Below are 24,988 nucleotides of genomic sequence, written 5' to 3' on the forward strand. Positions count from 1 at the left end.
AAGTTCTTGCTTAATCTTGAATTGAGCTGACCTTAAGTTTAGCTTAATTTTCTAACGGAAGCTGAAATGTAATTTTAGTACCGTTTCCTTTGATGCTTTCAACTGCAATTTCTCCACCGTGAGCTACGATGATTTCCTTTACAATTGCCATTCCTAAACCTGAACCACTTTTTGAATCTGTATTTGTACCACGGAAGTATCGATCAAAAATATGTGGTAAATCATTTTTATTTATTCCGTCACCATTGTCCTCAATCGTAACTATGGTGTATCCGGATGTTTGTTTTATACGAACTTGTATTAATGTTTTAACATCAGTATGAATGAGCGCATTATTCAATAGGTTTACTGTGGCACGTTGAATTAATCCCTGATCTGCTTTTATAATTAGTTCTTCCTGAGGGCATTCAAATTCAATTAATCGATTCTCATATTGAGGCATATTCATAAATTCAATAATTGTTTCTCGGGTGAGATTCACAATATCTACTGTAGTTTTATGGATAGGTAACAACGCATTCTTCAATTGATATGTAAGTTTTAAATCATCAATCAACTTTTCAATATAAGTTGATTTACTTTGAATTACTTCTGCATATTGGTACATTTCTTGTGCAGTAATTTTATACTCCCGATTCCCTATAACTTCACTATAGCCTTTAATAGAAGAAAGCGGTGTCTTTAAATCATGAGAGATGTTTATAATCCATTCTGCTCGCATCGTATCTAGTCTTTTTCTTTGAACGTTAATATCCTTTAGTTGATGTGATAACTGATTCAGATTTGTATACACCTCTGCATAGATTCCCTTTTCTTCCGGTACTTGTTTATATTGTCCTTGTTTTAATTTATTAATATGTTCAATTATCATGACAACAGGTTTTGACATATACCTTGCCACAATGTAAGCAAATAATAAAATACAAACCACTGTTACTCCTATCAACATTAAAATCCCATATGGATAGAAGCTAGATAAATTATTGAAGTTCAAATAGACAGATTTTCGCAATGCTTGTTTTGACGGGAAAGCGACAATGTAGCTTTCTACTTGTGTACTTTTATCTAACTTGCCTACAAACGTTGTATAATTCCCAATATCGTACTTATAGCGTAAAATCAACTCACTAGGAGTATAGTGAGTTGGTGTATTTTTAGGCTTATACATTTGAAATACTTCATCACTATTATGATTTAATACTTGTAACCATGCGCCATGTTCTTGTAAAAATTTTTTTCCTTTATTTGTTATAGAAATACTTCCATTTTCTACTGTGATTTCTTTTTGAAAAGCTAATACTGAGCCCTCTGGATCGTCCATTCCCTCACGGTTATAAGTAAATACTAAATAACTAAAAGCAAAAAATTGAACGATTAGGATAAACATAATTAATCCTATTAATGAGGTAATATATAGTCTCGTGACCTTCCACTTCATCTTGCATCACCTTTTGTATTAAGTTTATATCCTAGTCCCCTTACTGTTACAAGGTAATGAGGTTTGGAAGGGTTATCCTCTATTTTTTCTCTTAAATGTCTCATATGTACCATCATAATATTGTCATTACCCAGATACGTTTCGCCCCAGACAGCTTCATATAAGCGAGCCTTACTAAAAATTTGATTTGGGTTTTTTATTAAAAATAGTAATATATTAAATTCTTTTGCTGTTAAAGTTAGTAATGTATCAGCCCTTAACACTGTCCCTTGTGCCTCATCTATCGTAATGTCTCCAAACTGATACATATTCCGAGCCTTTTCTTGATATTGATTGCGTCGAAAAAATGCTTTCATCTTATATGCTACTTCTTTCGGACTAAAAGGTTTTGTAATATAATCATCGCCACCTATACTTAATCCAAGTATTTTATCTAAATCTTCATTTTTCGCCGATAAGAAGAATATCGGAACGAATGTAAACTGTCGAATTTGCTGACAAACACTATATCCATCTAAATCTGGAAGCATAATATCTAATATGATAAGATCTGGCTGTACTTGCCTACATATGCGTATTCCTTCTTCTCCTGTTGTACACGTATAAATATGTTGAAATCCCTCTTTCTTTAAAACTGCTTCCAACAAATTTAAAATCTCTTTTTCATCATCTACTATAAGAATTTTTTTCGTATAAATATCTGGGATATTATGTATCATCTATTGCACCTCAATATCTTTCTATGTAATTTAGAATTAAATAGTGAACAGTATTACCTTAATTATTAATGTATCATTTTCCTTCTACAGTAGAATAGCAATTTGAAAGTTTTCCCACTTATTTTAGGGGGAGATTATCATTTTTTCGGGTTCTGGTGCAAAAATAACAAAGAATAAAGCGCATATATTCTTAACGGAATCTTATCTTATGCTGCAAGTCCAAACAATTGATGGATGAATTCTTTCTGGTTTTGGACAGACTGGTCCCGTAAATCAATCTGTTCTTTTTTCATCATATGCATGGCTTCAACACCACTCAATATAGAGGTTGCTGTTTTAAATGACTTGAATCCAAACATAGAACGCACGCGTTTCTTAATCAAACGATGATCTTGTTCCACTATATTATTGAGATATCTAACTTTCCTTAGTTGGCCCAGTACCAGCGTTACTGTAACCAGGGGCAAAGTAGCAAATAATGATATATTATTTCTACTCTGTCCCTTTCATTTGTATTGCTAATTATCTTTTTGTTGTATTTTACGATACAGTGTCATGCGAGAGATACCAGCTTTTTCTGCAGCATCCGTACGATTCATTCCTTGATCTATAAGATATAAAGCATAATTTACCTTTTCCTCATCAGTTTTTGGTCTTCCGGGATGTTTCCCACGTTTCTTGGCTGCTATGATGCCTTCTTTTGTTCGTTCAGAGGTTAAATCTCTTTCAAATTGAGCAATCCCTGCAAAAACAGTAAAGAGCATTTTTCCGTGTGCTGTTGTTGTATCAAGCCAAGCTTCTTTTAGACTTTTCAAGTTTACTCCTTTTTGAGAAATGAGTTCGGCAATTTCAATCAAATCTTTTGTAGAACGAGAAAGACGAGTCAAATCTGTTACTATTACTGTATCTCCTTGGCGTAGAAATTCTAACATACGATTCAACTCAGGACGATCTCGTTTAACTCCTGTTATTTTTTCAAAAAAAATACGTTCACAACCGGCTTCTTTTAATTGTTGTTCTTGGCGATCTAATTTTTGATCAATCGTAGACACTCGCATATATCCAAATTTCATGTAATTCTTCCTTTTTTATTTTTATTGTATCAAAAATGTCTTTTAATAGATATTGTTACAAATAATTTTGTTACATATTTTTGTTACAGATAGATTGCTGGTTTACTTGGATTTATATTTTGGTACAAACCGTTGTAACAAAAATGGTCGTTTTTGTTACGAAAAAAACTACTTTGCTCTAAACGTAGCTACGCTGGTAGTAGGTCTCTTTAGAGATGGCTTTGCTATCAGCTTCTGTTACTTGCATACAAATGAAACCTGTTAAAATAAATAAGGAAATGAGTGAGCTTCGCACGGGAATTTTGCCGCGAACTCGTTTAACTTCCGACTTCGTTTCCAGTGTAATGAAAAATGGTTCTTAAGCTCTTTTGGTGACGATTTAAAAATTGTACGTATTAAAGAAAAGATAGAGTCTTGCTTGAACACATTTTCACTCTGAAGTTTCATAAAAAATGAACGATTGTATTGTCAATTAAAAATTCTTTCGTTGTTTCGCTAAATATGCGTAAGAACCACTTTTGTTTTGCAGAAAACATGTGATTATAAAAGGAAAAAGTAATCAAATTTGTTTTGATCACTTTTTTCAGAATTATAATAAAGGGGAAATTAGACGCATTAGGGATTCCAGTATTCGTTTTCGAATACTACGTTTTTGAAATGATTTCCATCGAATTTCAGTTGAATGGTTAAAGTCCTCTTCAAAATCACGTTTAATATCAAGAACTGTCTTAGATTCATAAAGTACGCTAATGATTTCATAATTTAGTTCAAAGCTACGGACATCCATATTTGCTGTGCCAATTGTTGCAATTTTATCATCTACAAGTACAATTTTAGCGTGAACAAAACCATCTTTATAGCTGTAAATTGAAGCACCGGCTTTTAGCAGTGGTGTGAAGTATGATTGAGATGCTAGATCACTAATGATTCTATCTCTCTTACCTGGATATAGAATGCGGACATCTATTCCAGCCATTGCACTTAAACGTAGTAATGTTAATGTTTCTTGATCCGGAATGAAGTAGGGTGTTGCGATCCAAATTGATTTCTTAGCAGAACCCATAACAGCAAGTAAAGTATTACGAATGTTTGTATCACCTGAACTTGGTCCACTTGCTACAATTTGAACAGCACCTTCTGCATGAGAATTTTCTCTACCTGGAAAGTATTTTGTATTCATAAATTGATTCCAAGAATAACTATTTAAACCATTAGTGGCATAGAGCCAATCCTCAAGGAATATTGCCTGTAATTTGTACAATGCTTTTCCTTCTATTCTTAAGTGGCTGTCACGCCAAATTGGGAATTTTTTAGAACGACTAAGATACTCATCGCCAACGTTGAGCCCACCTGTAAAACCAATCTCTCCATCTACAATGACAATTTTACGATGGTTACGATAATTTACTGTTTCAAGTGGCCATGACGAAAGAATAGGATCAAATGCCACAACCTCAATTCCTACATCTTTCATGGGTTGTAAGAAACGATTTCGTAATGAATTGCTTCCGATTCCATCATAAAGAAAGCGTACAATTATACCAGATTTTGCTTTCTTTATTAATGCATCGCGAATTTTTGTACCAATTTCATCTGCTCGATAAATAAAGTATTGAATATGTATATGATGTGTAGCATTTTCAATAGCTTGTATAATGTTTGTAAATGTTTGATCCCCATTTGTTAAGAGTTTTGTTGTGGTATTATTGGCAACAGGACCGCCACCGAATTTTTGTACAACCTGTGTTAAATAAGTAGAGCGCTCACTTAATGAGGAAGTGAATGATAAATCTAGGCGTTTTCCTTCTAAAATCTCACGGAATAATTTTCTTTGCTCTTCTGAACGATATAGATGCTTCTTTCTTCTCCAACGACTTCGGCCAAAAAGAGCGTACAAAGGTACACCAACAACAGGAAGAAGTGCTAATACTAAAAACCATGCTAAAGTACTTTGTGGGGAACGGTTTTCGATAAAAATAATGACGGCAATTCCTACTATTGTGATAGACCATAGTACGTCGACAAAGTTGTATAGCGAGATAATGGATGTATCCAACAGAAAGAGAATGATAGAGACAAGTGTAAATACAAATAATAATTGAACTTTAGGATTTTTCATCTTTATAAAATTCACCTATTCTTTCTTAAATATAGGATTCGTATATGGAAGCTGTAACCTAACATTTTTACTAGGGATAATCACAGGGTTGCTGCCCTAGTCCGTCATATTCACTACATAAAATGTAATAGATTACTAAATTATGGAGTTTCTAAGACTCGTTTCTTCAAGTTTTCGCTAATGTGTTGTCCGATAAATGGAATTTTGTGATATTCCAGTTCCTTTTTAATGATGCTGAATAAAGTCGAGCGCATGAAAGCCAAAGAGATACAAGGGAAATCCCTTGTATCTCTTTGGCTATAGATTTACTCCCTCTACACTGACTCAGTAGATAAAGAGCCTTTTTGTTTATCTTTTCGTTTGAATACAGCCAGTACCATAATTATAAGAGATACAAGTCCAAGAAGCCCCATCGTCTGAACATATGAGCCTACCCTGTACCCTCCAAAGAAGAAGCTGCTACGAAATGCTTCTACACTGTACTTAAAAGGAGTCCAAGAATACAGCCAATGTTTTGTCACATCCGGAAGAAATTCGTGTGCCAGTGATAAGACCGGCATAGAAAAGAAGAAGACTACCATTAATATTGGTACCCCGACACGCCCAATCCAGTTGAGTACTGCACTTTGCAGAAGGAAGAACATGAAACCAAAGAAAAGTAACAATAAGAAAATTTCTCCTTCGTTCGGTATATATACATCGAGTATAGTATGAGCAATGAAAAGGGTTAAACTTGCAATTACTGTCATGAAAACAGAACCTGCAAGGACCTGTGATAAGACTGATTTTCCTGTAACGCGTCCGTTTGTAAACTTTTGGACAGCTATAAATAAGACTAAAGAACTGATAAGAGTAGTAATCCATAAGATTTGCGTCAGCATAATAGGGATATTTCCATTACCTGTGTGTGCTTGAACTGGATGAATCAACTCCGTTTTAATAATAAATGGGTTGGCTAATAACTTTGCTTGTTCAGTTGTTAGTGTCATATTGCTTTGTGAAATCTGATTAAATAAGGTATTACGGACATTTTCGTTTATCCCTCCAATGAACTTATCAATCATTTGGCTCGAAACCGTTGCCGCAGTATAGTTCATTCCTTGATTCACCAAGACTTGTACCTCAGGTTGTTCTCCCTTAGGTGTGGTCAGCGATACAAGTTGCTGGGACATTTCTGGTGGAAACATAATGGCAGCGTAATACTTCTTATCCTTCATCCCTTGCAATACATCTTCTTGTGTTTGTAAGAACGTCCATTTAACTTGGCTTTGCTTATTTTGTAGAATTTGCTTTTTTATTTCATCTCCTAAATTTACACTTCCTTGTCCTGGTAAGTTCACACCTGTATCCTGTATTACTATAGCGATTGGCAAGTCTTTAGGTACAGGGTTAACAGTTGATCCCATAAAAGCAAAACTAGCGATGATAACAGCAACCATAATGCCGAACAAGCCACCTAGAACCATCTTTTGTTTGAAAAATTGCTTTATTGTAAGCATTTAAAATTATTCCTCCTAGTATTTATTTAACAAAATGATAGATAACAAACAATATGTAGTTTATAATAAATTCATGTTGTTTATAGTGTAATTATATCGTTTTTATTAAACAATTCAATTTACATTTAAGACAGGAATGTACGATAAAAAACAAAAGAATGAAATCTGTTGTTTATAATGACAATAACGAACAGGGAGGTATAAGGTGTTGAAAAAAGCGGATCTGCGGATTATTCGGACAAAGAAATTTATATATGATGCTTTTATTAAACTGATAGCGGAAAAGGGATACGATGCTATTACCATTCAAGACATCACAGATGAGGCACTCATTAATCGGGCGACATTTTACTCACATTACAGGGATAAACAAGATTTGTTAACAAAGCTTAGTGAAAATGTACTAGGAGAATTGACAAGTAAGATGGTTCTATATACTCATGTGCAGGGACAGCAAATAGATTTTTCGGAATTCGAGAGAATTTTACAATCCATATTTGAGTGTATATTAAAACATGCAGACTTTTATAAAAGCATGCTTGGACCTCATGGCATTCATGATTTTAACCTGAAAATGCAGCAGACTATTATGGATAATCTTGAACAAAATTTCATTGAGCTTAAAATTGAAGATCGCGACTTAGATATTCCAAAGGATATGGTATTCCATTTCATCACTTCATGCGTTGTTGGGATGGCAATTTGGTGGCTTCAAAATGACATGAAATATTCACCGAAATATACTGCAAAACAATTAGTGAAGCTTATGACGAAAGGTCCCTTGTATGCAGTTGGTTTTACTTTGTTTAATGAGGACTAGACGGAGAAACTGTACCGGGAAGTGCAAAGTGGTTTCTAATAAATATAGTAAAGAAGAAACACGAAGTTTTTTACTTCTGTGTTTCTTCAAATTTTCGCAAACGGATTGCTCGATAAAGAGAACCTTACAAAGAAAGGAATAAAATATTCTCCTCGTAGTAAACAACTCAGTGGTATCAATGTATATATGGTGCCCCCTACTACTACCATAAGGAAGTTGCTTTTTTGAAAAATCTTAAGAAGATCTCTGGAGTGTTAGACGTTCTTTCATATTTAATTTGAATGTCCCATATGGATTTACGTGGGCATAGATTAGTGGTGTTAAAGCTCTAAAATCTTCTGGGACTAATTTTTGCAGTAAAGATTTATTTTTGTCTAAGAGTACTTCTTGAATCATTAAAGTATTGATTAATACTAAACAATTTTGGAGGAGATGAAGAGAAAGTACGGCAATCTCTTGATCTTCTATACGATTCGTTTGAATTTCTCCTCCTTTTCCATAAAAAATGAAGCTGTTAGCAGAGTTCCAATTCTCAACTACATTTAATCCTTCGTGGATTTCTCTCCGGATCTCTTCTGATGATAAATACTCACAGAGAAAAATGGTTTTTAATGCTTTTCCTAATTCACTTAGTGCTCGATAAGTTGGATGCCCACTGTTACGGGTAAATCGTTTAAGAACCGCCTCCGTTTCAGCTGTACCAAGCCGTAAGGCCGTAGCATTCTTAATCATTTGATCATACTGTTGTTCAATTAAATTCCAATTGATTGGTCGAGTTAAAACTGGCTGCAAGTTTGGATATGATTCTTGCATACCTATATCCGGACGATACAACTTTTGTGCTTGAATGGCTTTGAACCTTGGCATCAGTTGAAAGCCTAGCAAATGACAAAAAGCAAAAGCCACTTCACTTTGTCCATGTGTATCTACATAGTTCTTCTCTACTTCCATATTTGTACAATGCCGCAGCAATCCTTCAATCATAGAAGCTACTTCTGAAGAAGAACAAGATTTGAGTTGCGAATAAATACACGTAGAATTCTTTTCTACATGCCAATAAATCATTACTCCCCGACCTCTATATCGAATATGCCATTCTGTCAGTAAGTTTTGATCCCATGCTCCAAACTTTTTACTATCAGATGCACATGCCGTCGTTCCTTCTCCCCATATTTCGGTTACACGAGAGGCTAGAATAGCATTGGTTACTTTTGAAATGGCTTGTCGTAAATTTTCTTTATGAATAAATTTACGGCGCACATAAAGCAACTCTTTATAACTTTCTCCATGGTCCCCGGCAGCAACACGTTTTAATCCTGTGTTCGATATAGACAAAGGATAAGTCTACGTTGAAGTGTCTCCTTATCGAGAATCTCTCGATTCCCTAATGTTTGAAATGTATCTGTTAAATGGACACGTAAATCCGCTTCTTTTAAAATATCTAAAAGATTGGTCATTGGCCAGCGATTCATAACCTCTGCTTTTACGAGATTGAGATTAACTGGTTCAGCCTGTGCCTGCAAAGGAGACACAGAAATCCATCCGTTTCCTTTACTCAAAATGCGTACTTTATTATCGTTCTTCACATGTTTATTTAATTTTTCCAAAGCCGTATTCATATTATTTTTTAATTCTTGAATAAGTGTTTGTACTTCAAGGGGTTTCCGTAGTGCTTCGTAATGTTTTTCCCTGTTTTGTTCAAAGTCCTCTGGTAAATCTTCCTCTGGATTTCTATATCGGTCTGCTTCGACTACCCATACTTCTTTACAACGCAATCGATCTCGTAAAGCTTGAAGAACACAGATTTCATAATTCACTCGGTTGATACGATTTGTTTCTTTATCAATTACTGTATCAATCCATACTGGTTTTACAACTCCTTCTATCGGGATGTAATCCGCTTTATTGTATGTATACTGATTGGTAAGCTTATATTGTTTGATTAAATCAATTGCATCTATTACAGGACGATGTACATCATTATTCGATCGAAACTCTAAAATATCCAGTAAAGCGGGAACCATTCTCCTATAATGAGTACCGTAGGAAGATCTCATTACTGTATGAACCTTTTGTCTGTAAGCTGGACCTGTATGCTTCATTTCTTTCACAATGTCTTTTAATGTACCTTCACCTACGACAGGAAATAAAACATCTCGTATAATGCCATCCGGTTGTTCTACTGCTTTTTCGGCCATGCGAAACAATACGTTTGTCTTACCACTTACTTTACGAAAATCACGTAAAAACTCCTTTTCAACTTTTCGTTCTGCACGAGCCCCAATACGGTGAACAATTTGAATAATGAGTTCAACTAAATTATCCGTAATTTCTCTACCTCTACACCAAAAGAAAGCTGCTAATAACGTGTAACGGATAGAGTCTGGGTGCCTACGTAACTCTCTAAGATCTTCAGAAACCGCACGCTGTCTGTACGTTCGAATCATCTTAGGGGAAACACCGTAAAATAAATCTGATGGAAGCTGTATTTCCCGTACAATTCGGAGCTTTTCTATTTCTTGTAATAAACTATCTAATCCAATCCTTCCAGGATCAGATACAAGTTCCCGAAAACTAAGGATAGTTTGATCCTCTTCAAGTTGTTCTGTCTGGAACCAAGTACGTATAAATGCATCTAATTTGGATTTTGAATGCTCTGAAAGCTGTGTGAAAATGGATCGTGAAATATGTTCTTCATATTGACGAATAGCTGATTTGATATTTCTCTCTAGTTGATCTTGAGTTGGAGGAATAAGCTGTTGTTGTCTGAGATAGTGTAGAACATATTCTCGTACACGATCTATTTGTAGTTCTTGTGGTAGAATGTTAGCTTGTAGCCATAGTTTTATTTGTTCCATATCTTCGGAAGTACTCTCTCGAAATCCCATATATTCACGGATTTGTGCTCGATGATATTTAATGGAGCGTCCGTTCCAATCATATTCCTGAAAGGAATCTGCAGGTACTCCTACTTGTTTTGCAACATACTCAATCAGCTGTTTATTAATTTCTTGTTTTCCTTTGGGAAAGCGACCCTGGTACTGAAAAAGTTTTAGGGAAACAGCAAATCCAAGTCGTGTGCTTCCGTATTTATTTCCAATTAAGCGTATCTCTTCGGGGATAACTGTAAAATGTTCAATAAGTTCCTCTAGCTCCCAGTTTTGCTTCACCTTATTATGCCTCCCTATTGGATCTATCAAGAAAATTTTAGCATATTAAAAAAGTTCTGGAAGCCAGAACTCTATTGTTTAAAATATTTACTTTGCCCCTGGTTACAGCAACGCTGGTACTGGGCCTAGTTGTATGCCTTCAGGCATATGCTTCTCTTCTTTCAACTCTTGCATCGCTTCAGGATAGGCAGGGTTCTTATCTACTGCTATCACGCGAGGTTTAGAAACATACGAAAAAGCCAAGGCTTTCTTGAAAAAGCGCTTGGCTGCTTGTTTATCTCTTGATTTACTTAGATAAAAATCAATTGTATACCCTTCTGAATCGACTGCACGATATAAATACATCCATTGCCCTTTTACTTTGATATATGTTTCATCGACTCTCCACGAGTCATTTGTTGGCTTAAGATGATGCCGTACTTTCTCTTCTAGTTGAGGTCCATATTGATGAACCCAGCGCATAACCGTTGTGTGAACAATTGATAATCCTCTTTCCTCCATCATTTCCACCAGGTTACGAAAGCTCAAATTGTACCGCAGGTACCATCTTACTGTTAATAAGATTGGCTCAGGCTGATAATGCTTCCATTTGAATACATTTTCCTTTTACATACCAATTACACATTCTTTAGATTAGTAGTATCAGTATGTCCAAGATTTATAGATTCATTGCAATTATCCTGTAGTTTTTGCACCAGAACCGTTTTTTTTCGTACATTGTAAAAAATGAATTCTCAGATTCATTTTTAAGAGGCTTTATTAGCCTATTAAATAGAATAGTACTTACGGTTAACAATGTTGATTCTAAGTCCATATGAGAGATATTCCATGAGTTTGATGGGTAGATTTTTAGCGTTTATACAACATATGTTGATTAATTTTATCTCGGATTGCGCTTGCAATAAATTCTTCAATAGAACTGTTCGTTTCTTTTACAATTTTTGTGATTGTATGGAATTCGTTACTTGTAATGGTTATTGGCTTAGTCACACTGCTACTGTCTAAATATATACTATTATTGACACGCTGAGTTAGCTTTCCTTCTATTATATACGGCGTTAGGCTTTCAATCCATTCTAATTGCATCTGCATTGGTAATTGAATAACAGATTGGCGAATATCGAAATACCAGAATCCATCTTCTTCAGATATTTTTATATTGCGTGGTGAAACATACTGTAGTATTAAATCAATCAAATAAAAGATATTATTACGTAATTGATTTGATTTTGGAAAACGGAATTTTACAAACTTTTGATGATGACTTCTTGGTTTATCGGATAAAACATATGATGGCTCATACCCCATAATTATTGCATCTTCTAGTGTCATATTATTTCCAAATTCATCAAGAAGTACAATATCTCCACGCTTTGGAATGGATATAATGCGTGCTAATTTATTACCCTGCATAAATTTTTGGAACAATACTACATTATGTTTTTGTGAGAATGTATAGAGGGCATTTGTCTGATCTAATTGTTGCACCAATCCGTGAATTTCTTCCTCTTTTACAAATTTCGTTTCACGATTACGATGTTTCTGTATAGTGCAAGTCAAATCCCCATCTTCTATCCACTTTTCAAGTTGATACATACTCACATTATAATCTTTGGTTGCCTGATATAAGGTAATTCCTTCTGTTTCACGTTCTTCTTTCAATTTTTCTATATCTTCTCGCTTAAATAAAAAACTGCCATCTAAACGCCAGGTATCTCTATTAATTGGATTTAATTGACCTTTCTTCATAAGAGTATTGAAAATGAAGCCACTAATTTCTAAATAAGCCTTTACTTCATTCGTATTCATATTCATTTCTTGCATTTCAAACATTATCTTTCCTCCTACGAGTAAACTGCTTTTATGGGAATGCATAATATTATTATGTAAAGTTAAATTAATAAAATATGTGATTTAAATTAATTATAACACAATTAACACTTAAATTATTTTTAAAAATATATAAAAGATAAATATATTTTCTAATTAAATTACCTTTTATATGATAAGAAATCATATAAAAGGTAATGTTAAATAAAAATTAATCTATAACCATAGAAAATGTGAGATTTTCTATAGTTATTATCCATTTACTAATAATTAAAGTTTAATTTCTTTATATAACTAGTTTTACATGAATATAGGTTATAATGTTATTAGATTATAATTCCGTTAGGAGTTGATATATAATGAAATTTGAAATGAATACACTACAAAAAGATAGTTCATTAAAAGTTATTGAAAAACAAAAACAAGAATTTGCAAATATAATTGCAATATGGAATCGTGATTATATAAATGAAGCTGAATTTAAAAAGGAAAATAACGAAAGAGAAGATTCATATACATATGAGGGGTTTTCAGATGAGGAAATATTGTACTACTACTTAAATCGGCAAACACATTTTGACCAAGAAAAACGTATAAAGGATGCATCCAGGACTCTATATGCACGTGATCTAAGCCAGTTCTATTTTTTCATCAAACAAAGCACAGAATTTCTACAGCAAGATGTAAGAGATTATGTAATTGGCCAAGTTTGGAGGAACTTAAGAAAACGACATATCCGAAACTATCAAAAGTGGTTATCCCAGGAGGCAATCTCCTATCAATCAAAAGAAAAGTACAAAGCATCTACGATTAGTAGAAAACTTGGTGTAATCCGCTCTTACTTGAAATGGTTGTATGAAATTCAATATATCCAGGAACCTCTTCATGTAGAGATTCTAAGTACGACCGTTAATAAACAACATAAACCAAAGCGCGAGTTATCATATGAGGAAGTGAAGCATTTGCTTCATTACTATAAGGACAATGAAATCAATTACGCTTTATTATCGCTCCTGGCTACTACGGGATTACGTGTTGCAGAAGTCGCTCATGCCAAATGGAAAGATCTTGAGTATGACGCTATACGTGGACGTTACTATTTAACAGTTGATACAAAGGGAGATAATGAACGGATTGTTTCTATTAATAAGGATATTTTTAATCGTATTGTTGCATTTCGAATCCGGAGAAGGTTACCTGTAAACATTGGGAATAAAAATGGTGGGACTATATTTCAAACAAAGAACCATACTGCTTATAGAGAGAATTACTTGTCACAATATATTTCTAAAATTATTAAGGATACCAAGTTACCTTTTACAGAGAATATACGAATTACCCCTCACTTCTTTAGACATTTTTATGTACAGTACTTATATGATTACAAGGGGCTAGCACCTCATGTCATAGCAGCTGCAGTTGGCCATAAAAATGATAGAACTACAAAAGAAAATTACTTAAAGCAAAGACTTACTAAGGATAATGATGTAGGAAAATTAATTGGTGATGATGAATTTTAATATGTAATTAATATATAATAAATTCGAAACAGGACAAGATGAAACTGAATATCCGTTTCATCTTGTCCGTTTGAATTGCTTTAAATATTTACACTGCATAGACTTCAATTTTTGTAGGATTAGAAAAACGGCGTTCTAATTCTTTTTTGATTTTTTCAATAGCAAAGAACGCTGAAGATGCATATACAGTAATCACTTTTTTTATAAAAGTATTACCTGTTATCAAAATGTATCTTACTGAATATGATGAAATCATGCTCTCACCCTTTCATATATCTATTGTGTTTAAGATATATGCCGATAGGTGTGGATTTATTCTCAAAAAATATAAAGTGATATTGTAAGCAGAATGAAAAATAACAAAAAGTTGATTTAGAAAAAGCACTGCCAAAGTCTTCAGCAATGCTTTTCAATTAGACGTACTACGATAATGAACGTCTACTTTCTTCTATACGTTTGCTCATGAATAGAATACAAATTTGTATTTAACATAGTTTCTGTATGTTCTTATATATTTACTTTAATTTCAAGATACGTTCTATTTCCTCCACACTTAACTTACTTGCTTTTGCAATAGTTTCAAGCGGTACGCCAATTTCATGCATCCCTCGAATCATTTGCATCTTACCTTGCTCAATGCCTTTTTCTATACCCTCTTGTTCTGCATGCGCTAGCTTAGCTTGTTCATCTAGAAGTAATTTCTCTCGAGCTTCATATGCTGTTCGGAAAGAAGAATCATGGCTCATATTTTCCCATTTATTTATTGCCTTTTGTAAAATTGGATCTTGATTCATCGCAATCTCCTCCAATGTTTGAGTTAAATGTTCGTCTTCATGTGCTGGTAATAATAACATCCAACGAACAAATGTATTTTCCCACGGGTTTACTTTTTCTTCACGCCATTGTTTTACCAATTTCGGTATCTCTACAAAATGAATTTCAATGTCGTCACTTAATAGTTGCTGCATTTTTGTATTCCATAATTGTCCGATGGTATGAAATGCGTCATCCTGAGAAAACAAAATAAAGTCTAATAAGTTAATGGTGATTGTTTTCCGAAGTGAACGATATGGCATCCCTTCTTGCATTTGGGATGTATAAAGTTTACTCCAATAATATAAAGATCGCTTCACCATATCATGTGTATTCCGAAGCTGAATTTCGATATTTACTTGCGTCCCATTATCTAGTGTTGCTAATAGGTCTAAAATCGATAACTTATCATCCTCATAAGATTTATGGAGATGTGGATCTTCTAGTTGTAGCGTTGTAATAGGTGTATCTAAAGATTCCTCTAGAATTGCATTTAAGAAACCCATTAGAATTTCCTCATTTCCTTTCGTCCCAAATAACTGTTTAAAAGCAAAATCAATGCGTAAATTTACTAATTTAGTGGACATGGATTTCCTCTCCCTGTCTATATCATCTCTTGTTCTTATTGTACATAAAAAAAGGTAGAACATGCAAACAAGCTCTTATGCTATCGCACATAAGAGCTTGCCTGAATCCATAAAAAATTGGTGGTTCTGGTGCAAAATATACACAAAAATATGAGAGTAATTACGAACGTTCAATCTTTATAGAGTATAAAAATACGGATTTTTATATTGATTTCCGAACAACTCATTCTCATGAGAATATAACATTCATGTCGGAGTATCTACATAATCATTTTTGCACCAGAACCCAAAATACAGAGATACAGGTACAGAAAAAGTACACATATTATTGTTAGCGTGAGGTAGAGAATGAAATGATTCTGTTATTCACCTTGGCCGAGCATCTTTAAAACCAATGAAAGACTTTTGTAACATTTTTGAAAGATTTTTGAAAGATGTTTAAGGTAAGATAAGCTTATCGCTAATAAATATGCAAAACACTCTATATTTTATTTTTCTAATACAAGATGTGTTAGAAAAATAAAATTGATCAAACCAAGCTTCCCCAAAGCTTCTTTGAAATAAACAAAACCCACAGAAAACATTCTTGTTCTCTGTGGGTTTTGTTTATTTTATTTTGATCTAAGAAAGTTCCTTCATGCAAGAGTCAATCTACATTCTGAACAAGGGATAGGAAAAAACAAGAAAAATAGCAACTAGATAAACTCTCTAAACAGACCCTTTAGATTAACATACGTATTTCTGCGTTTAATGTATTTCCTTCTACCTTCATAAAGATCTGTACTGGTACATCATTCGTATTTTCAAACACTAAATCGAAATAGGGATACGCTATAGTTGCATCTCTGCCTATAGGTACATAGCCAACTGGTTTTGAATGACTATACCTTTCTATCATTTTTAATCCTGATTGATCCGCTGCATTATATAGTGTAGAAGAAGTTTGACAAACCCCTCCTCCATAAGCATCTACTAATTTTCCTGCAACAATTTCTTTCCCTAGCTGGTATCCTTTATCAGGTGTTGTATCTCCTATTAAAGCATTAAAGGAAAAACGATCACCTTTCCCTAGTATGACACCATTAATAGTACTTGCGGACAAACGAATGTTTTCCATCTTACCATTAGTTGTACCAACTATATTCGTTGTATATTTCCCAATTACTTTGCTATTGTTATTTGTATCTGTTAATTGAGCAACAGGTTGTTTCTTAGAAATTGGTAATTCATAGGAACGATCCCATATTCCCACATCCATTAAATCCTCTACTAATTCTTTTTCAAATAATTCATATGAGGGCTTTCCTTCTTCCCATCTTCCCTCACTAGTCATACGAGATGGTGTCATTTTTTGATCAATCTGTTTTCCTATTTCATTAGCGATTTTTTTAATATGTAATTTATATTGTTTTTCATCTTTAAAATATCCTAATGAAGTTAAATTTATTTGTTTGACTATTTTTCCACTAGTAGGATCTACTAAATTTATCTTCCTATCACCAATGTCTTTTATTCCCATAGATTTTTCACCTATATCACTTACTAAAGAGACTTCTTTAATCTGAGATTTACATCCAACTATTGTAATGGTGCAGAGAGCACTAAGCACATACAAATGTTTTTTACGTAACAATGGGTTCCCTCCTTTGATTATAATGTTTTCTTATTTTTTGTATTTTGTCTGTTCATCGGTTCATTCTATCCGTTTATTCATTGAAAATTCAGATGTGTTGATAATATATTTTAATAAACCCAACCTTTTAACTTTTGGACGTAAATGCTATAAAAGATTGTGTATTATATAAAGAAACCCTCAAGGGCACTTTCTTCCAAATATTTTCACGAGAACCAAAAATAATACAACTACATATCACAATAAGAAATAAAATCACTAAAATTAATGAGAAATGTTTCATAAGAAACTCCTTTTTGAGAAGATACGCAAAATGTTTTATCCTATATTAAGTCAGAGAATAACAACAAAAAATAATCATTTTGCAATATTCTTACGGGTAAAGTCCTATTCGATTTGATTTAAAAAATAATACAAAGAATAGAACTTTTAGACAGGGGAAATAATTAAAAGTTAATGTAGTATAAGCGGACAAAAAACATGCGAATCAACTTAAGTGTAAGAAAAATCAATTATAACGTTATTAGTGCAATATCTTCTAACGAATCAATTCCCTAGGTACCTCTTTTCTTTAAATGTTTTTTGTATTGTTTAAATACTTGTTTATCAACTCTAAATTTTTCACCAGTATCCTTGTTTTTTACTAAAACTGTTTTAGCGGTATATTCCTTTATTGAAAAATAAAAAAAATATGCCCAAAAAGATAAAGTGAAAGTCGGAAGAACTAAGAGTAATCCTGTAATAAACATTACAATCTCCAAATCTGAATTTACTCGTTTTAAAACAAATTTTTGTCCTGTTGACACTTCATATCGCTGTAGCCGTTGAATTAATTGTAAAGGTGCAACAGTATCATAGCTCATGAAAAAACCTCCTTGAAGCGAAACACTATTTAGAACTTTGGTTTATCTTTAGGTATGAGAGATCCAAGATACTTAAATTGATAATTATTTTTCTTGCTGGATCTCTTTTATTTTAATTTTAGCTTCTTTATAGAATGCTAGTTTTCCTACATTATAGCTTTTTGTATATTGATTGAACTTTTCTTTTTCTTTTAGTATCTCTTCATTCAATATATTGAAAGCTGTAACTGTCTCATTAATCTCTTTTAGTTTTGTATCTTTATCTTTTAACTTTCCATAAAGTTCTTTTTCAATCTTCAATGATTTTGTATAGTTTTCACTTATTTTCTGAAAAGCTTCATAACGCTTTTTATAGGACTCTTCTACTTGTTTTGCCTGCATTTGTAATTTTTCATCCTCGATTTTATTTATATAACTATGCACTGCTGTTACTTCTTTTTGAGCCTTTTCTAGTACCACTTTTTCATCTTCCAATAATCCTCCACGTGCATCTATACCTGCAATAGCCTGTTCGATTTCTTGCATTACTGGCTCGTTATGCACTTTTCCTTCTTCTATAATTTGATTGTACAATTCCTGTCCTCTTATTTCTAACTTCTCTAATATTTTTACATTATCAAATAATGGTTTTTCTTGATTTGCTGCATTTTCAAAAGCAATATATAATTCTTCTTCTGGCTTTGCTCCCAAACACCCCCCTAGCAATCCAATTGATAAGATTGTTATTAATGCCACTTTCCTATAAATCAATGTCAATCCCTCCTTTGGTGTTATAAACGTTTATCATGCCAAAAATTCACGGAAAAATGCTCCTCTTCATGATATGCTTCAAGTGCATATCCTTTTTCTTTTAATCCCTTTATAATAGCTGGTACGGCAGCAAGGGATTGTGGGTGAATGTCATGCATTAAAATAACTTCTCGTGATTCTGTTGCACCTGCCAATACATTTTGAGCAATCTGAGCGGATGCGGCATCAACTGGCATATTATTATACTTCCAATCTAAGGAGTCAATTGTCCAATCCCATACTTTAAAACCAGCATCTACCACTTTATTTCGAAGCGACTCATTTAAGCCAGGCATAGACCCATATGGAGGACGTGTTAATGTTGGAGATTCTCCAAGAATATTTGCTATTAAACCTTGATCTTCTTTCATTTCATTCACATACTCGCCATTGGTGTATAATTTCTTAAAGTCATGTGTCATACTATGCATTCCAACATAATGACCTTCTTCTTTCTCACGTTTTATTAATTCCGGAAACTGTTTTACATTATTACCAATTAAGAAGAATGTGGCTTTTGCACCATTTTGTTGTAAAATGTTTAACAACTCAGCTGTATATTTACCTGGTCCATCATCAAAAGTAAGATAAGCCACTTTTCTTTCTTGACCATTAAAATGTTTCGGTGCTATTTTCTTAATTTCAGTTTTTGATTGTTCACTAGCTAGCTGTACTGGATTTTCTTGTTTAGCTACAGCTTTTGCTGGAGAGGTAATTGATTGAAATGTAAAATATCCAGCTATAAGTACTATGATTAAAATTACTATAAGCTGTATATTAGTATTATTTCTCATGATAGAACGTCCTTTCTTACCTACATACATTAATCTGTTTGTATATTTTACGTTGATGTATTTTATTACAGCTACAAGTACCAAATGTTATATAAATTAAAATGTTCATTAAAACTATTCATCATATCGGCACTACTGCAATAATGCGTAATTGTTTTTACTGTGCTGACCTTTACAAATAACATCTTTGAAGTAGACAAAGTAAAAAAAGCTTACCACTAAATTGATTTTAAAGATGCTCTAACAAATATGACAACGATTCCAGTTATGTTTCTCCAATTTTTGAGGCAACATAAGAAGATTGGATAATAAATTCATCCAATCTTCTTATGTCAGTATGGTAGTGCACTTTCTTCTCTAATATGAAACCAGCATCTTAAGGGAATGCTTTAGAATAAGAAATATCTAAAATTCGTAGTCCTAATGTTTTATCTAAAAAGAGTCACAATTGGTTGCATTTTTTCGGAAATAAATCATCTATGGAGATACAATTGTAACCGAGTTCCTTTGCAACCACTTCACATGTAATTTCACCATTCAACGTATTTACGCCAAGTTTTAAAGCTTCGTTTTCTAATATTGCTGTTTGTAAGCCTTTGTTAGCAATTTGTAGCGCACACGGAATTGTTACATTTGTTAAGGCAATAGTGGATGTTCTTGGAACTGCACCAGGCATGTTCGCAACAGCATAGTGAAGCACTCCATATTTTTCAAATGTTGGGTTATCATGTGTCGTTACATGATCACATGTTTCTACAGCTCCACCTTGATCAATCGCTACATCCACAATTACAGATCCAGGTTTCATTGTTTTCACCATTTCTTCTGTAACAAGCTTAGGAGCTTTAGCACCAGGAATTAATACGGCACTAATTAAAAGGTCTGCTTGTTTTACTGCTTCCGCAATATTGAATGGATTGGACATCAATGTTTTGATTTGTGTACCGAAAATGTCATCTAGTTGGCGTAAACGGTCTGCGTTTAAATCAATGATTGTTACGTCTGCCCCAAGACCAATCGCCATTTTCGCAGCGTTTGTACCGACAATACCTCCACCGATGATAGCAATTTTACCACGATTTACACCAGGCACTCCTGCAAGAAGAATACCTTGGCCACCGTTTGATTTTTGTAGAAATTGTGCTCCTATTTGTACAGACATGCGTCCAGCTACCTCACTCATTGGTGTAAGAAGAGGGCGTGTATGGTTTACTTCTACTGTTTCGTATGCAATGGAGGTAACTCTTTTATTTTTAAGGGCTTGAGCTAAATTAGGTTCAGCAGCCAAATGTAAGTATGTGAATAAAATTAAATTTGGACGAAAGTGAATATATTCACTTTCGAGAGGTTCTTTTACTTTCATAATCATTTCTGATTGATTCCATACTTCAGCAGCACTTTTAACAATTTCAGCACCAGCATATACATAATCTACATTGCTAAAGCCACTACCAACACCTGCATTTGTTTCAACTAATACCTTATGGCCAGCTGTCACAAATGGAATAACTCCTGCAGGCGTAAGTGCGACACGATTTTCATGATTTTTTATTTCCTTCGGTACACCAATAATCATAAAATTCCCCCCATTACTTAATCTTTGATCTGCCATATTGTAAGTATAGGGTAATAAAAATGTCTTTTCATCGTTGAAAAAAAACAAAAATACAGCATCCTTTTGTGGAATTCCACAAAAGGATGCTGTTACATAAACTTTTTCAACTTGAGATCCAAGTACAAAATCATTTTTTGGTTTGGATCTTTTAAATCAATCTCACTAATTTCATAAATACGCTTAAGTCTATAGCTAAGTGTATTAGCATGAATATTCAAAGCTTTTATTACCTCGCTAATATTACTGTCTTTGTTTAAATAGATTTCCAACGTTTCAACAAGATTGGAATTATGCTTATTGTCATATTCATATAGCTTGTGCAACGCCTGGTTTTCATACTCTTCATGTTTTCTTTTCTCAAGTAAAAGATCAATTAATTGATAAATCCCCATGTTTTGGTAGCTGTGAATATTTACTGTATCAGAAGGAAATTTTTCTTTTATAGATAAAACAGTTAGTGTCTCTTTGTAAGCTTTACTGATTTTTTGGTAGTCACTATATATACTGCTAAAAGCTGGTTTGATAGATTTAATGCCATATCGCTTTTCCATCTTATTCACAAAACTATCCGCAAAGTCATTGATTTCATGAAAAGGACGTTTTACATTATCTAATGAAGTAAGAAGAATCAATTGATTACGGTCAATGGTATAAAGTAAAACCTTCAAATGTTGACTTGTTTTTAACAAATAAGAAATTTGTTTCTCTTTTTCATTTGTGATTTTTTGTTCAAAATGGAATGCGGCGACAGTAAATAAAGATGCTGGAGTTATTTGGAGGTCGTAGAAATTTTCCATAACTTCTGAGTTTACCTGCATATGATTAGTTAGCAGTTTCCAAAAAAACTCTTGTGATCTTTCTTCTTTTTGGTTTTTTCGGGCTTGAAGTTGCAAAAGCTTACTTTTTACAGCATCCGCGTACTTTTTTAACAAGGCAAAATCTTGTTCCGTTAAAGATTTTTCAATTTCTAAAGCCCAAATGAATCCTAAGGCTTCTTCTTTGTTCCAAATAGATACCGCGACTCTATCACCAAGACCAATATCATCTATCTTTTTTATACGAATAGGCTCCCGATTTTTTAATAAAGCAGGAATAATCCCCTCTTTCCACAGGTTATTGATTACTTTTTCAGGTACACGACGCCCCATAATAGTGCCAATTCTCGCTGGGTCTGTCCTTTCGTCATGGGTACTATATGCGAGAAGTCGATGATTTACATCCTCAATAGTAATCGGACATTGTAAAATCTCACTGACTATATCAGCAAATTCCTCCAAACTATCGAAGGTAACTCTAAGAGAATCATTTTTCATATATGCCAAGGCTCCTCCATCCTAAGTTAATTTAAATTTTTGTATTCACTGGAAGAAAAATATCCTTCTTGTAAATTAACAAAATGATATCACAATTTTATTAATCCTGTTGCAAACTAATAAATTTTAGAAAGTTTAAAATCATACTTCGGCAACAACATTACTTTCTAAAAGCATGGTATTATCATATCTAAGTGTTAGAAGTTACTTGTATTAGCAAACTTTTTATGTTATTTTATCTTATTTTATATAGAAAGGATGAATTAAAAAGTAATATGGTGTTTCGAAAAATAGAAATTTTATTTCACAAGGTAAAGTAATATTCATCGGAATATTCTTACCTTTATCATTTTAGCCAAGAAGACTCCTTCCTCAAGGAACGTGAAGGGTCGCAGCCCAGTGAGTGCTTCGGACAAGGGATGGCATGAAGCCATCTTAATTGTTCGACATATGTAAAGTGTTACTGGATAATTTGTCATTATCACTTCACTACCTATCGAATGTTTGATCGCCAATTCTAACACTATTCTTATTTACCCATTCAATATATGGATCCGTATCTGGATAGTTCCAATATATATTTTCCACTGAATCTGTATCAAGGTTAACTAATTCACATCTAACAGCATCCGCACTTAATGATTCTGTATTATGAAAATAAGTTTACGGAATATATTTCAAAGTTTTTTTACAAGTGGCTCAAAAAAGAATGAATCGTTGCTATTCCCTATTTTCAGAAAATTTGATATAATATTTTCATGAAGGGAATATTTTACATTTTAGGAGGATGAAATGGAGAAAAAAACAGATTTTTCGTTGTCACTTTTGTTTTTTTGGATTAAAGGGTTTGTTTCAGTTGATTCCAGATTTGTAAAGGTATCAACAGGAAACACTATATTAGGGTTTATTCCTGCTGGAAAAGATAATCAAAGCATTCCTTTGAAAAATATTAGTTCTTCAATGATTTCTTCTCAGTATAGAATAAAACCTATTATATTAGGATTGATTATTCTTCTTTTTTCCTTTAATACCATAGGAAATAACTTTGTGTTCGGACTCATTTTACTATTAATTGGAATTGGTATTTTAGGTAGTGGTATGCAAAATGTATTGATTATTCAAAGGGCAGGATCAGATTATATTGTTTCAGTACCATTCTTTGAAAAAGCTAAATTGGAAATTATTCAAGATTGTATTGCTGAAGCATTAGCTTATGATACAGATAAAACTGATTTAAATTTATTTTTTAATAGAAAATAAAAAAGACGATGGGATTTCCTATCGTCTTTTTTGGGATTTAAACCAGGCTAAGCAAAAAATACAATAAGCCGTCCATTTGGGCAGCTCATTTACATAATTATCGTTATTGGAAGTAAAAAAATAAGCTTTCATCTAGAAAAAAGTAAGCCATACATTGAAATGTATATACTAGGAGAATTTCTATATTTTATTTTGCATGTCGTAAACTTGGTTCAGAAACAATCATGTATTCTAAACCAGATATAAAAAGGAGATTAACCATGGATCTTTCATTTATCATTTTAGCCAAGAAGACTCCTTCCTCAAGGAACGTGAAGGGCCGCAACCCAGTGAGTAGGTGGGAGATGAATTGGCTTCGGACAAGGGATGGCATGAAGCCATCTTAATTGTTCGACATATGTAAAGTGTTATTGGATAATTTGTCATTATCACTTCACTACCTATCGAATGTATGTTTGTTGTATAATAGACATATGTCGAACTGGAGGTGAAACGAATGATTATCAATAAAGCATATAAATTTCGTATATATCCAAATAAAGCACAAGCAACGCTAATCAATAAAACGATTGGTTGTTCTCGTTTTGTATTCAATCATTTCCTATCTCTATGGGATAACGCATACGAAGAAACAGGAAAAGGTTTGACATATGGTACATGCTCTGCCAAACTTCCTGCCATGAAGAAAGAGTTTGTTTGGTTAAAAGAAGTAGATAGCATTGCTATTCAGTCGTCTGTTCGCAACCTTGCGGATGCTTATACACGTTTTTTCAAAAAACAAAACAGTGCCCCGCGTTTCAAATCTAAGAAGAATACCGTACAATCTTACACCACAAAACAAACAAATGAAAACATTGCCGTTGTAGGAAATAAAATTAAATTGCCAAAACTAGGTCTTGTTCGATTTGCCAAAAGTCGTGAAGTAAATGGACGTATTTTAAATGCTACGGTTAGACGGAACCCTTCTGGCAGATACTTTGTGTCATTGTTAGTGGAAACAGAAGTGCAAGAACTTCCGAAAACACATTCTTACATTGGAATGGATGTAGGACTAAAAGATTTTGCCATTTTGTCAGATGGAACAACCTATAAAAATCCGAAGTTTTTTCGATCATTAGAAGAGAAGTTAGCCA

At 33.4% G+C, this 24,988-nt stretch carries 18 protein-coding genes and 4 pseudogenes; 4 read left to right on the forward strand and 18 right to left on the reverse strand.

Features of this window, described 5'->3' with window-relative positions:
• Positions 1 to 43: 43 nt before the first annotated feature.
• The 6 genes and pseudogenes from MR109_RS24675 to MR109_RS24705 all read right to left on the reverse strand — a co-directional run bounded on the left by MR109_RS24675 (position 44) and on the right by MR109_RS24705 (position 6,848).
• Positions 44 to 1,438 (reverse strand): sensor histidine kinase, encoded by a 1,395-nt coding sequence (locus tag MR109_RS24675; RefSeq protein ID WP_242274202.1) that lies wholly within the window; start codon positions 1,436 to 1,438, stop codon positions 44 to 46.
• Positions 1,435 to 2,157, reverse strand: coding sequence for a response regulator transcription factor (locus MR109_RS24680; protein WP_242274204.1), 723 nt, complete (start codon positions 2,155 to 2,157; stop codon positions 1,435 to 1,437). The genes MR109_RS24675 and MR109_RS24680 overlap by 4 nt, the downstream gene beginning before the upstream one ends.
• A gap of 206 nt (positions 2,158 to 2,363) precedes the next feature.
• Positions 2,364 to 2,591 (reverse strand): annotated as a pseudogene (locus MR109_RS24685) (DDE-type integrase/transposase/recombinase); the annotation flags it as partial.
• An 84-nt stretch (positions 2,592 to 2,675) separates the two neighbouring features.
• Positions 2,676 to 3,230 carry a recombinase family protein gene (locus MR109_RS24690; protein ID WP_242274206.1) on the reverse strand — a complete coding sequence of 185 codons (555 nt, stop codon included), beginning with the start codon at positions 3,228 to 3,230 and terminating at the stop codon, positions 2,676 to 2,678.
• 589 nt (positions 3,231 to 3,819) lie between these two features.
• The gene (locus tag MR109_RS24700; protein ID WP_242274208.1) at positions 3,820 to 5,349 is read right to left on the reverse strand and encodes a cardiolipin synthase; all 1,530 of its coding nucleotides are present in this window, start codon (positions 5,347 to 5,349) and stop codon (positions 3,820 to 3,822) included.
• A gap of 314 nt (positions 5,350 to 5,663) precedes the next feature.
• Positions 5,664 to 6,848, reverse strand: a complete 1,185-nt coding sequence (locus MR109_RS24705; protein WP_242274210.1) for a YhgE/Pip domain-containing protein — start codon at positions 6,846 to 6,848, stop codon at positions 5,664 to 5,666.
• 205 nt (positions 6,849 to 7,053) lie between these two features.
• Here MR109_RS24705 and MR109_RS24710 point away from each other — a divergent pair, with 205 nt between their 5' ends.
• Positions 7,054 to 7,668, forward strand: coding sequence for a TetR/AcrR family transcriptional regulator (locus MR109_RS24710; protein WP_242274212.1), 615 nt, complete (start codon positions 7,054 to 7,056; stop codon positions 7,666 to 7,668).
• Between the two features lie 234 nt (positions 7,669 to 7,902).
• Here the strand turns inward: MR109_RS24710 and MR109_RS24715 are convergent.
• The 3 genes and pseudogenes from MR109_RS24715 to MR109_RS24725 form a co-directional block, all read right to left on the reverse strand.
• A pseudogene (locus tag MR109_RS24715) lies at positions 7,903 to 10,838 on the reverse strand (Tn3 family transposase).
• A 117-nt stretch (positions 10,839 to 10,955) separates the two neighbouring features.
• A pseudogene (locus tag MR109_RS24720) lies at positions 10,956 to 11,402 on the reverse strand (IS6 family transposase); the annotation flags it as partial.
• Positions 11,403 to 11,687: 285 nt separating this feature from the next.
• On the reverse strand, positions 11,688 to 12,671 hold the full coding sequence (locus MR109_RS24725; protein WP_242274214.1) for a DNA-binding protein: 984 nt from the start codon (positions 12,669 to 12,671) through the stop codon (positions 11,688 to 11,690).
• 356 nt (positions 12,672 to 13,027) lie between these two features.
• Here MR109_RS24725 and MR109_RS24730 point away from each other — a divergent pair, with 356 nt between their 5' ends.
• Entirely contained in the window at positions 13,028 to 14,188 is a 1,161-nt protein-coding gene (locus MR109_RS24730; RefSeq protein ID WP_242274215.1) for a tyrosine-type recombinase/integrase, read from the forward strand.
• A gap of 88 nt (positions 14,189 to 14,276) precedes the next feature.
• Here MR109_RS24730 and MR109_RS24735 read toward each other — a convergent pair whose 3' ends face one another.
• From MR109_RS24735 to MR109_RS24775, 9 genes and pseudogenes are all read right to left on the reverse strand, one after another.
• Positions 14,277 to 14,444: a hypothetical protein gene (locus tag MR109_RS24735; protein WP_000625960.1), complete on the reverse strand. Its 168-nt coding sequence runs from the start codon at positions 14,442 to 14,444 to the stop codon at positions 14,277 to 14,279.
• 259 nt (positions 14,445 to 14,703) lie between these two features.
• A complete protein-coding gene (locus MR109_RS24740; protein WP_242274216.1) occupies positions 14,704 to 15,588 on the reverse strand; it encodes an Rpn family recombination-promoting nuclease/putative transposase in 885 nt (294 codons plus the stop codon).
• A gap of 721 nt (positions 15,589 to 16,309) precedes the next feature.
• The gene (locus MR109_RS24745) at positions 16,310 to 17,221 is read right to left on the reverse strand and encodes a VanW family protein (RefSeq protein WP_242274218.1); all 912 of its coding nucleotides are present in this window, start codon (positions 17,219 to 17,221) and stop codon (positions 16,310 to 16,312) included.
• Between the two features lie 554 nt (positions 17,222 to 17,775).
• On the reverse strand, positions 17,776 to 18,084 hold the full coding sequence (locus MR109_RS24750; protein WP_242274220.1) for a hypothetical protein: 309 nt from the start codon (positions 18,082 to 18,084) through the stop codon (positions 17,776 to 17,778).
• A gap of 84 nt (positions 18,085 to 18,168) precedes the next feature.
• Positions 18,169 to 18,834, reverse strand: coding sequence for a YkyA family protein (locus MR109_RS24755; protein WP_242274222.1), 666 nt, complete (start codon positions 18,832 to 18,834; stop codon positions 18,169 to 18,171).
• A gap of 20 nt (positions 18,835 to 18,854) precedes the next feature.
• Positions 18,855 to 19,667 carry a peptidoglycan-N-acetylglucosamine deacetylase gene (locus MR109_RS24760; RefSeq protein WP_242274223.1) on the reverse strand — a complete coding sequence of 271 codons (813 nt, stop codon included), beginning with the start codon at positions 19,665 to 19,667 and terminating at the stop codon, positions 18,855 to 18,857.
• 442 nt (positions 19,668 to 20,109) lie between these two features.
• Positions 20,110 to 21,243, reverse strand: coding sequence for an alanine dehydrogenase (gene ald / locus MR109_RS24765; RefSeq protein ID WP_242274225.1), 1,134 nt, complete (start codon positions 21,241 to 21,243; stop codon positions 20,110 to 20,112).
• A gap of 128 nt (positions 21,244 to 21,371) precedes the next feature.
• Positions 21,372 to 22,595: a PucR family transcriptional regulator gene (locus MR109_RS24770; protein WP_242274227.1), complete on the reverse strand. Its 1,224-nt coding sequence runs from the start codon at positions 22,593 to 22,595 to the stop codon at positions 21,372 to 21,374.
• Positions 22,596 to 23,090: 495 nt separating this feature from the next.
• A pseudogene (locus MR109_RS24775) lies at positions 23,091 to 23,258 on the reverse strand (DUF5412 family protein); the annotation flags it as partial.
• A gap of 129 nt (positions 23,259 to 23,387) precedes the next feature.
• Between MR109_RS24775 and MR109_RS24780 the strand changes: the two are divergent.
• Both MR109_RS24780 and MR109_RS24785 read left to right on the forward strand, forming a co-directional pair.
• Positions 23,388 to 23,855 carry a hypothetical protein gene (locus tag MR109_RS24780; RefSeq protein WP_242274228.1) on the forward strand — a complete coding sequence of 156 codons (468 nt, stop codon included), beginning with the start codon at positions 23,388 to 23,390 and terminating at the stop codon, positions 23,853 to 23,855.
• A gap of 496 nt (positions 23,856 to 24,351) precedes the next feature.
• On the forward strand, positions 24,352 to 24,988 hold a 637-nt coding region (locus MR109_RS24785; protein ID WP_242274230.1), incomplete at its 3' end, for a transposase.

Origin of the sequence: Bacillus cereus group sp. BfR-BA-01310, from assembly GCF_022664325.1 — a bacterium.
GTDB lineage: Bacteria > Bacillota > Bacilli > Bacillales > Bacillaceae_G > Bacillus_A > Bacillus_A paramycoides.

What these genes read in the sequence shown, in the direction of transcription:
- MR109_RS24675 (WP_242274202.1), bottom strand. Translation starts at nt 1,438, where the DNA reads ATGAAGTGGAAGGTCACGAGACTATATATTACCTCATTAATAGGATTA.
- MR109_RS24680 (WP_242274204.1), bottom strand. Translation starts at nt 2,157, where the DNA reads ATGATACATAATATCCCAGATATTTATACGAAAAAAATTCTTATAGTA.
- MR109_RS24690 (WP_242274206.1), bottom strand. Translation starts at nt 3,230, where the DNA reads ATGAAATTTGGATATATGCGAGTGTCTACGATTGATCAAAAATTAGAT.
- MR109_RS24700 (WP_242274208.1), bottom strand. Translation starts at nt 5,349, where the DNA reads ATGAAAAATCCTAAAGTTCAATTATTATTTGTATTTACACTTGTCTCT.
- MR109_RS24705 (WP_242274210.1), bottom strand. Translation starts at nt 6,848, where the DNA reads ATGCTTACAATAAAGCAATTTTTCAAACAAAAGATGGTTCTAGGTGGC.
- MR109_RS24725 (WP_242274214.1), bottom strand. Translation starts at nt 12,671, where the DNA reads ATGTTTGAAATGCAAGAAATGAATATGAATACGAATGAAGTAAAGGCT.
- MR109_RS24730 (WP_242274215.1), top strand. Translation starts at nt 13,028, where the DNA reads ATGAAATTTGAAATGAATACACTACAAAAAGATAGTTCATTAAAAGTT.
- MR109_RS24735 (WP_000625960.1), bottom strand. Translation starts at nt 14,444, where the DNA reads ATGATTTCATCATATTCAGTAAGATACATTTTGATAACAGGTAATACT.
- MR109_RS24740 (WP_242274216.1), bottom strand. Translation starts at nt 15,588, where the DNA reads ATGTCCACTAAATTAGTAAATTTACGCATTGATTTTGCTTTTAAACAG.
- MR109_RS24750 (WP_242274220.1), bottom strand. Translation starts at nt 18,084, where the DNA reads ATGAGCTATGATACTGTTGCACCTTTACAATTAATTCAACGGCTACAG.
- MR109_RS24760 (WP_242274223.1), bottom strand. Translation starts at nt 19,667, where the DNA reads ATGAGAAATAATACTAATATACAGCTTATAGTAATTTTAATCATAGTA.
- ald (WP_242274225.1), bottom strand. Translation starts at nt 21,243, where the DNA reads ATGATTATTGGTGTACCGAAGGAAATAAAAAATCATGAAAATCGTGTC.
- MR109_RS24770 (WP_242274227.1), bottom strand. Translation starts at nt 22,595, where the DNA reads ATGAAAAATGATTCTCTTAGAGTTACCTTCGATAGTTTGGAGGAATTT.
- MR109_RS24780 (WP_242274228.1), top strand. Translation starts at nt 23,388, where the DNA reads ATGGAGAAAAAAACAGATTTTTCGTTGTCACTTTTGTTTTTTTGGATT.